The organism is Brevundimonas sp., from assembly GCF_044239655.1.
GTDB lineage: Bacteria > Pseudomonadota > Alphaproteobacteria > Caulobacterales > Caulobacteraceae > Brevundimonas.
In genome coordinates, this window is record NZ_JBIIAY010000136.1 from 1 (window position 1) to 7662 (window position 7662).

Genomic DNA, 7662 nt, shown 5'->3' on the forward strand with positions numbered 1-7662 from the left:
GTCACCGCCCGCCGGGCGGGGTCGCCGATCTGGCAGGTCGAGCAGGGCGGATCTACCGTCATCCTCGTCGGAGCCATCGGCGGGGTGCCGCGCGACTTCGACTGGCGGCCCGAGGCGCTGGAAGCGGCGACGGCGCGGTCGCAGCGGATCCTCTATCCGGTCCAGGCCGAGGCCTCGATCAGCGACCTGCTGCGGCTGGTCTGGCGGATGCGGACCATCGCCAACCTGCCCAATGGCACGACCAGCGCCGACTATCTGTCGCCCGAACTGCAGGCGCGGCTGGAGACGGTGATGGCGGGCGAGCGCGGCGACCGGTGGCGCACCCAGAGCTTCGTCGCCCTGGGGTTCGATCTGCTGGAGAAGGCGGGGCTGGACCGGCGCGGTCGGGGCGCGACCGATGCGGTGCGGCGTGCGGCGCGAGAGGCCGATGTCGATGGAAAGCCGGTGGGGGTCGTGCGCGGCGACGAGCTGATCGACAACCTGATCACCCAGCCGCCGTCGGTCTACCTGCCCTGTATCGAGGCGGCGATCGCGGCGGCGGAGGCGGGGCCGGCGGGGGCCATGGCGCGGGTCGAGGCATGGCGGTCGCTGCGGGTGCCCGATGTGCTGGCCACGCCGCTGGACAAGGCGCTGAACGTCTGCTGGCCGTCAGGCGATCCGGAGATCGCGCCCGTGCTGCGGACCCAGTGGGCCGAAGCCGCGACGGCCGCGCTGGGCGAGCTGGGCGTCACCCTGGCGGTCGCACCGTTACGCATCCTGGCCGAGCCGGGCGGGGTGCTGGACCAGCTGGAGGCCCAGGGGCTGGAGGTGGTCGGGCCGGTGTGGAAGTCTGACGGGGTTCAGTAGAACTCGCTGTCGCGCGACAGCCTGCCGCCCGAAGAGGAATAGACGCGGCGGTCGGCGTCCTCGCGGGCGCGGGCCTCCATCCGGGCCTCCATCGCGGCGCGACGGGCCTCGCGTTCGGCGCGCCAGTCGGGGCGGGGGGCGTCGAAACCGAAGGCCAGGGGGCGGGGCTGATAGTCGTCGCGACGGTCATCCTGGCGCGGGGCCGGTTCATCGTAGCGAGCCCGGTCGTCATAGCCCCGGTCACTGTAACGGGGCGGCTCGCGATCGTCGGCGCGCCAGTCGTCTTCCACATAGGCGGGCTGTTCGGCGTCGTAGTCGGGGTTCTCGTTCGCCACGGGCTCGGGCATCCGCCCGTCGAAGCCGTTGTTCAGGGCGCCGACGTCCATCACATCGCCGGGCTGGACCTCGCGCTCCACCGGCGGAACCACGGCGATATTGAGGGCGGGGCCGGTGGCAGATTCAGCGTCGGCAGCGCCACGGTTGGTCATGGCGAACCCACCCAGAGTCAGGGCCAGCACGGCGACGCCGCCCGCGATCCACCAGCGAACTCTGGGCTCGCTGAGCCGGTCGAGAAGGGGATGGGACATGACGTCGCCTCCGATGAGAGCCCGTTGAGCCCGTTTGTCCGCCCTGTCGTCAACGCTTGCCGTCAACAATGCGGCGACGGGGTGGCGGTTCCTGACCGACCCGCGTCGCCTGAACCTAAACCGCCGTGCCGCCGACCGTCAGGCCGCCGATCTTCAGCGAGGGCTGGCCGATGCCGACCGGGACGCCTTGCCCCGCCTTGCCGCAGACCCCGACGCCGGGATCGAAGGCGAAGTCGTCGCCGATCATGCTGACGTTCTGCAAGGCCGTCGCGCCGTCACCGATCAGGGTGGCACCACGCACCGGGGCGGTGATCCTGCCGTCCTCGATCAGATAGGCCTCGGTGCATTGAAAGACGAACTTGCCGTTGGTGATGTCCACCTGGCCGCCACCGAAATTCGCGGCGAACAGCCCGCGCTTCGTGGAGGCGATCATGTCGGCCTGCTTGTCGCGGCCGCCTTCCATGAAGGTGTTGGTCATGCGCGGCATAGGGACGTGGGCGAAGGACTGGCGGCGACCGTTGCCGGTGGCGCGCTGCCCCAGCTGACGGGCGCTCAGCCGGTCGTTCATCAGCCCGACCATGATGCCGTCCTCGATCAGGACGGTGCGCGAGGTCGGCGTGCCTTCGTCATCGACGGACAGGGAGCCGCGTCGGCCGGCGATCGAGCCGTCATCGACGACGGTGACGCCCGGCGCTGCGACCCGCTTGCCCATCATGCCGGTGAAGACCGACGAGCCCTTCCTGTGGAAATCGCCCTCGAAGCCGTGGCCGATGGCTTCGTGCAGCAGGACGCCGGGCCAACCGGCGCCCAGGACCACGTCCATCTCTCCGGCCGGGCAGTCGACGGTGTCGAGGTTGACCAGGGCCTGACGCAGGGCCTCGTCGACCTGACCCTGCCAGCGATCGGGCGCGATCCAGGTCTCGAACCCGGCGCGACCGCCGGCGCCGGACGAGGCGCTTTCGCGGCGGCCGTCGCGTTCGACCGTGACCGAGACGTTCAGCCGGACTAGGGGGCGGAGGTCGCGCACCGTCAGGCCGTCGGCCCTCAGGATCTCGATCTGGCGACGCTCGCCGACGATGGAGGCCGAGACCTGGACCACGCGCGGATCGCGGGCCCGGGCCCAGGCGTCGATCTCGCTGAGCAGGGCGATCTTGTCCGAGAAGGCCGGGGAGGCGAGGGGATCGACGGCGTCATAGAGTTTCTGGTTGGTCGCGCGCGGCCCCTCGGCGGAGACGCCCGCGTGGCCGGCCTTGGCCAGGGAGGCGCTATCGGCGGCGCGGCGCATCGCGGCGGCAGAGATCTCGTTGGCGTGGGCATACCCGGCGGTCTCGCCCGCCACGACCCGAAGGCCGAACCCTTCCGAGGCGTCATAGGCGGCGGATTTCAACCGGCCGTCGTCGAAGACCAGGGATTCGGACTCCGATCGTTCGAGGAACAGCTCGCCGTCATCGGCTCCGTGCAGCGCCCCCTGCAGGATCGACAGGGCTTCTGAAGGGTCGACGCCCCCCGCATCGAGAATGGCGGTGTCGAGGATGGGCGGCTGAGGAACGGCGATGGTCATGAACCCTAGATAGGGCCTCAAAGGCGGTTCGTCACGGCGGGCGCGAAGATCAGGCAGGCTGAAGTGCGCGCTGCGCGCCTACGACCCCAGCAGGCTGACGGCGAAATTGACGCCTAGCGCCAGGATCACGGTGTTGAAGACGAAGGCCGTGACGCTGTGGATCGAGGCGACGCGGCGCAGGCGGCGGTCGGCGATCTGAACGTCGGCCGTTTGGCACGCCACGCCGATGATCAGGGCGAAATGCATGAAGTCCCAGTAGTCGGGGTCGTCCTCGCCCGGGAAAATCAGCCCGCCGCGACGGCTTTGCGACGTGTCGTCGGCCCCCGCGTCGTCGGCCCCTGTTTCGCCGGGCCCTTAGAAGCCGCGCGCATAGTGCTGGGCGAAGATTAGGTGGATGAAACACCATGACAGGGCGACCGTGGTCAGAAACAGGGCCGCAGTCGAGGCGGCGCGGGATTCCGGGGCCGTCGCGGCCTCTCCGACCACGATGGCGATGCTGGCGATCGCTGCCAGCAGACTGAGCGGAAGGACCGCCTAACCGGCGTCGTCCAGCGCGGCGGCGCGTCGGCGAATCCCGTCTGTCGATCCCGTCCGGGCCAGCCGAATGATCGTGATGACGAGATAGAGGGCGACCCCGGCGTCCCATCCGGCGGCCGTGCGCATGGGCCAGCGCCACTGGTCCGGCGTCACGATCCCCACCGCAACGGCGACCGCCAGGGCAAGCAGCAGAACCCAGTGAAGGCGCAGGATGCGGAACGGGACGGTCATTCCCGGAAGGGTGGGCGCGCAGTCGCCGAAAGACCAGCCCCTCACCTCGGTCAGGCATCGTCAGTGCCGACGAACAGGGCGGAGGATTAGGGTCCATCACGTCGCGATGGGCGCGAACGGGGAGGATTGACATGACTTTGGCTCGGAAATGGGCGGCGGGCGTGGCTGCGGCGGTGACTCTGGTCGGCGGCGTCTCGCCGGCGGTGGCGCAGCAGGGTGCGATCATCCAGGTCGGCGACACCAGCCTGACCTGTCAGCAGATCGTCCAGAACGCCAACGAGCTGGCCGGTACATTGGGCGGCGCGCCCGAGGGCGGCGTCTTCTCGTCGGAACAGGCGATCAACGCGGCGACCAGTGTCGCGATGCAGGGGGCGCTGATGTCGGGGGCCGGCCGCGCCGTGCCGGGCCTAGGCCTGCTCGGCAATGCCATGGGCGCGATGGCCCGCCGCGAAGCCGAGCGCCGCGAAGCCGAGCGGGTCATCGCGCGGCAACGCTGGTACTATATGAACGGCCTGTATTCAGGACGCGATTGCGATGCCGTCCTGAGCGGAGCCGAGGCGAAATAGCGAGCCGGCCTCGGCGCACGCGGGAAAATCCTCGACTTCCCCCGCGTCATCACGGAATGTTACAGGGACGATCCGCACCGTCTCTGGGACATCCACATGACCGACTATCTCGACCGCGCCGGACTGGGCGTCGCGCCGGAACTCGCCGCCTTCGTCGAGACCGAGGTGCTGCCCGGGCTCGGGATCGCAGCTATGGAATTCTGGGCCGGGGCGGCGGATGTGTTCGGCCGGTTCGCGCCGGAGAATCTGGCCCTGCTGGCGCGGCGCGATGCGCTTCAGTTGCAGATCGACGACTGGTATCGCGGGCGGCGCGGGCAGGCGAGCGACCCCGTGGCGACCGGCCTCAAGCAGTCGAGCGCCGCGCGCGAGACGGTAGGCGAACAAGAGGCGTTTCTCAGGGAGATCGGTTATCTGGTTGATGAGCCCGCGCCGTTCCAGATCACGACCGAGAATGTCGATCCAGAGCTGGCGACCCTGGCGGGGCCGCAGCTGGTGGTGCCGATCCTGAACGCGCGGTTCCTGCTGAACGCGGCCAATGCGCGGTGGGGCAGCCTGTACGACGCGCTTTACGGCACCGACGCGCTGGGTGAGGCACCGGTCTCGGGGCCTTATGATGCGGCGCGCGGGGCGAAGGTCGTGGCGCGGGCCAAGGCGTTCCTGGATGAGGCGGTTCCGCTGGCGCAGGGGTCGTGGGCCGATCTGACGGACGTGCATCAGGGCATCGCGATCCGCGATCCCGGCCAGTACCTCGGCAAGACCGACCGCTCGCGCGTGTTCCGGCACAATGGCCTGCATATCGAGGTGGTGTTCGACGCCGACCATCCGATCGGGCGGACCAACCCAGCGGGGATCAGCGACGTGGTGCTGGAATCGGCCCTGTCGACGATCTGCGACCTGGAGGACTCCGTCGCGGCGGTGGATGCGGCCGACAAGGTCGAGGCCTATCGCAACTGGCTGGGGCTGATGAAGGGTGATCTGGCGGCCTCGTTCCAGAAGGGCGGTCAGACCCTGACGCGGACGCTGGAGCCGGATCGCGTGCTGACCGGACCTGACGGCGGCGAGGTGGTGCTGAAGGGGCGGTCCCTGCTGTTCGTGAGGAACGTCGGCCATCTGATGACCAATCCAGCGGTGATGCTGGCGGACGGGACCGAGGCGCCGGAGGGGATTCTCGATGCGATCGTAACCTCACTGATCGCGATCTACGACCTTCAGCGTCTGGGCGGGTTCGTGAACTCGGCTGCGGGCTCGGTCTATATCGTCAAGCCCAAGATGCATGGGCCCGAGGAGTGCGGCTTCACGAACCGGCTGTTCGACGCGGTCGAGGACCTGCTGGGTCTGGCGCGGCACACGATCAAGGTCGGGGTGATGGACGAGGAGCGGCGCACGTCCGCCAACCTGGCCGCCTGCATCCATGCGGTGAAGGACCGGATCGTCTTCATCAACACCGGCTTCCTGGACCGCACCGGCGACGAGATCCACACGGCCATGCAGGCCGGACCGATGATCCGCAAGGCCGAGGTCAAGGGATCGGCCTGGATCGCGGCGTATGAGGCGCGCAATGTCGGCATCGGCCTGGCGTGCGGGCTGTCGGGCCGGGCCCAGATCGGCAAGGGCATGTGGGCGGCGCCCGACCGGATGGCCGACATGCTGGAGCAGAAGATCGGTCACCCCCGGACCGGGGCCAATACGGCCTGGACGCCCAGCCCGACAGCGGCGACCCTGCATGCCCTGCACTATCACGCGGTCAATGTGTTCGCGGTCCAGAAGGAGGTCGCGACGCGGCCGATCCCCGGCCTGACCGACCTGCTGACGCCGCCGCTGGCGGTCGGCGGGAACTGGTCGGAACAGGATATCGCCGATGAACTGGACAACAATGCGCAGGGCATCCTCGGCTATGTGGTGCGCTGGATCGACCAGGGGGTGGGGTGTTCCAAGGTGCCCGACATCCACGACATCGGCCTGATGGAAGACCGTGCGACGCTGCGGATCTCGTCCCAGCATATCGCCAACTGGCTGCTGCACGGGGTCTGCACGGCCGAGCAGGTCGATGCCGCCTTCCTGCGGATGGCGGCCAAGGTGGACGGCCAGAACGCGGGTGACCCGTTGTACCGGCCGATGGCGTCGGACACGGACGGCCTGGCCTATCAGGCGGCGCGGGCGCTCGTGTTCGAGGGGGTGGAGCAGCCCAACGGATACACCGAGCCGCTGCTCCACGCGTTCCGGCGGCGGGTGAAGGCGGCACGCTGATCCTCCTTCCCCAAGGGGAGAAGGATCGGATTAAGCGTTCTGCATCGCCGCGCGCAGGGCCGCGACGCGGACGCCGTCGGTCAGGGGGCTCGGCCGGACCGGGCCGTGCAGGACGGACGGTGTGGCGCTTTGTTCGTCGCCCTTGGGCGTGACCAGGAAGCCGTTGCGGGCGAAGGCCTTGCCCGAGGCGCGGCGCGAGGTCCAGACCACGATCGGGGCGGCCAGCAGCAGCGGACCGACGATCGGGATGAAGAAGGTGGCCAGGTCCGGCCGGAAGGCGAGGGCGGCACAGAAGGCCAGACCCGTGCCCATCTGCCAGCGCATCGAGCGGAAGGCGTCCTTCCACGACACGCCGTCGGCGTCGCGCTGCTGGCAGTGCCAGCCGGCGTCCTGACCGATCAGGATCTTGGTCACGGCGACCGTGTTGGCGACCATGAAGATCGGGGCGAGCGTGGCCGACAGGAAGATCTCGGCCATCATCCCCTTGACGATCTGGCGTCCGCCGCCGAAGGCCCGGCGCTCGCGCGGACGCGACAGCACCAGCACCGCCCCCATGATCTTGGGCCCGATCAGCAGCACGCCCGCCAGCACCGAGGCCAGCATGAAGGGCGTGAACTGGGGCTTCAGGAAGTAGAAGAACGAGGCCCAGTCGATCGGATAGTAGAGCTGGATCACCAGCCCGGTCACCAGCGAGGCGAACCACAGGGGCGAGGCCAGATAGGCCAGCACGCCCATGAACAGCTGGGTCCGGCTGGCGCCCGTCAGGCCCGGCGCGCCCAGCAGGGCCAGGTGTTGCAGGTTGCCCTGGCACCAGCGGTGCTCGCGGCGCACGAAGTCGGTGATGGTCGGCGGGGTCTCTTCGCACGACCCGTCCAGGGCGGCGGTGACATGGACGCCCCAGCCGGCGCGGCGCAGCAGGGCGGCCTCGACCACGTCATGGCTCATGATATGGCCGCCGAACGGCTTCTTGCCCGGCAGGACCGGCAGGCCGGCGGCCTCGGCGAAGGCGCGGGTGCGCAGGATGGCGTTGTGACCCCAATAGGAGCCTTCGGACCCCGTCCACCAGGCCAGTCCGGCGGCGGCGACG

Annotated in this window: 7 protein-coding genes and 1 pseudogene; 3 read left to right on the forward strand and 5 right to left on the reverse strand. The window is 69.4% G+C overall.

Features of this window, described 5'->3' with window-relative positions; genetic code table 11:
* Positions 1 to 846: TraB/GumN family protein (locus tag ACILQR_RS14435; protein WP_395652088.1), on the forward strand; the 846-nt coding region annotated here is incomplete at its 5' end.
* On the opposite strand, the gene ACILQR_RS14440 is transcribed toward ACILQR_RS14435, so the two are convergent.
* The 4 genes and pseudogenes from ACILQR_RS14440 to ACILQR_RS14455 all read right to left on the reverse strand — a co-directional run bounded on the left by ACILQR_RS14440 (position 840) and on the right by ACILQR_RS14455 (position 3762).
* Positions 840 to 1433: a hypothetical protein gene (locus ACILQR_RS14440; RefSeq protein WP_395652089.1), complete on the reverse strand. Its 594-nt coding sequence runs from the start codon at positions 1431 to 1433 to the stop codon at positions 840 to 842. The genes ACILQR_RS14435 and ACILQR_RS14440 overlap by 7 nt on opposite strands.
* Before the next feature lie 115 nt (positions 1434 to 1548).
* The gene (tldD, locus tag ACILQR_RS14445) at positions 1549 to 2994 is read right to left on the reverse strand and encodes a metalloprotease TldD (RefSeq protein WP_395652090.1); all 1446 of its coding nucleotides are present in this window, start codon (positions 2992 to 2994) and stop codon (positions 1549 to 1551) included.
* A 78-nt stretch (positions 2995 to 3072) separates the two neighbouring features.
* Positions 3073 to 3510, reverse strand: a pseudogene (locus ACILQR_RS14450) (DUF1345 domain-containing protein).
* 18 nt (positions 3511 to 3528) lie between these two features.
* Positions 3529 to 3762: a hypothetical protein gene (locus ACILQR_RS14455; protein ID WP_395652091.1), complete on the reverse strand. Its 234-nt coding sequence runs from the start codon at positions 3760 to 3762 to the stop codon at positions 3529 to 3531.
* Between the two features lie 131 nt (positions 3763 to 3893).
* On the opposite strand from ACILQR_RS14455, the gene ACILQR_RS14460 reads away from it, so the two are divergent.
* On the forward strand, positions 3894 to 4328 hold the full coding sequence (locus tag ACILQR_RS14460; RefSeq protein ID WP_395652092.1) for a hypothetical protein: 435 nt from the start codon (positions 3894 to 3896) through the stop codon (positions 4326 to 4328).
* Positions 4329 to 4424: 96 nt separating this feature from the next.
* Complete coding sequence (locus tag ACILQR_RS14465; protein WP_395652093.1) at positions 4425 to 6575, forward strand: malate synthase G; 2151 nt, start codon at positions 4425 to 4427, stop codon at positions 6573 to 6575.
* A gap of 30 nt (positions 6576 to 6605) precedes the next feature.
* Here the strand turns inward: ACILQR_RS14465 and mdoH are convergent.
* Positions 6606 to 7662: glucans biosynthesis glucosyltransferase MdoH (mdoH, locus tag ACILQR_RS14470; RefSeq protein ID WP_395652094.1), on the reverse strand; the 1057-nt coding region annotated here is incomplete at its 5' end.

Coding starts and splice junctions, on each gene's coding strand:
- ACILQR_RS14460 (WP_395652092.1), top strand. CDS start 3,894: ATGACTTTGGCTCGGAAATGGGCGGCGGGCGTGGCTGCGGCGGTGACT.
- tldD (WP_395652090.1), bottom strand. CDS start 2,994: ATGACCATCGCCGTTCCTCAGCCGCCCATCCTCGACACCGCCATTCTC.
- ACILQR_RS14455 (WP_395652091.1), bottom strand. CDS start 3,762: ATGACCGTCCCGTTCCGCATCCTGCGCCTTCACTGGGTTCTGCTGCTT.
- ACILQR_RS14440 (WP_395652089.1), bottom strand. CDS start 1,433: ATGTCCCATCCCCTTCTCGACCGGCTCAGCGAGCCCAGAGTTCGCTGG.
- ACILQR_RS14465 (WP_395652093.1), top strand. CDS start 4,425: ATGACCGACTATCTCGACCGCGCCGGACTGGGCGTCGCGCCGGAACTC.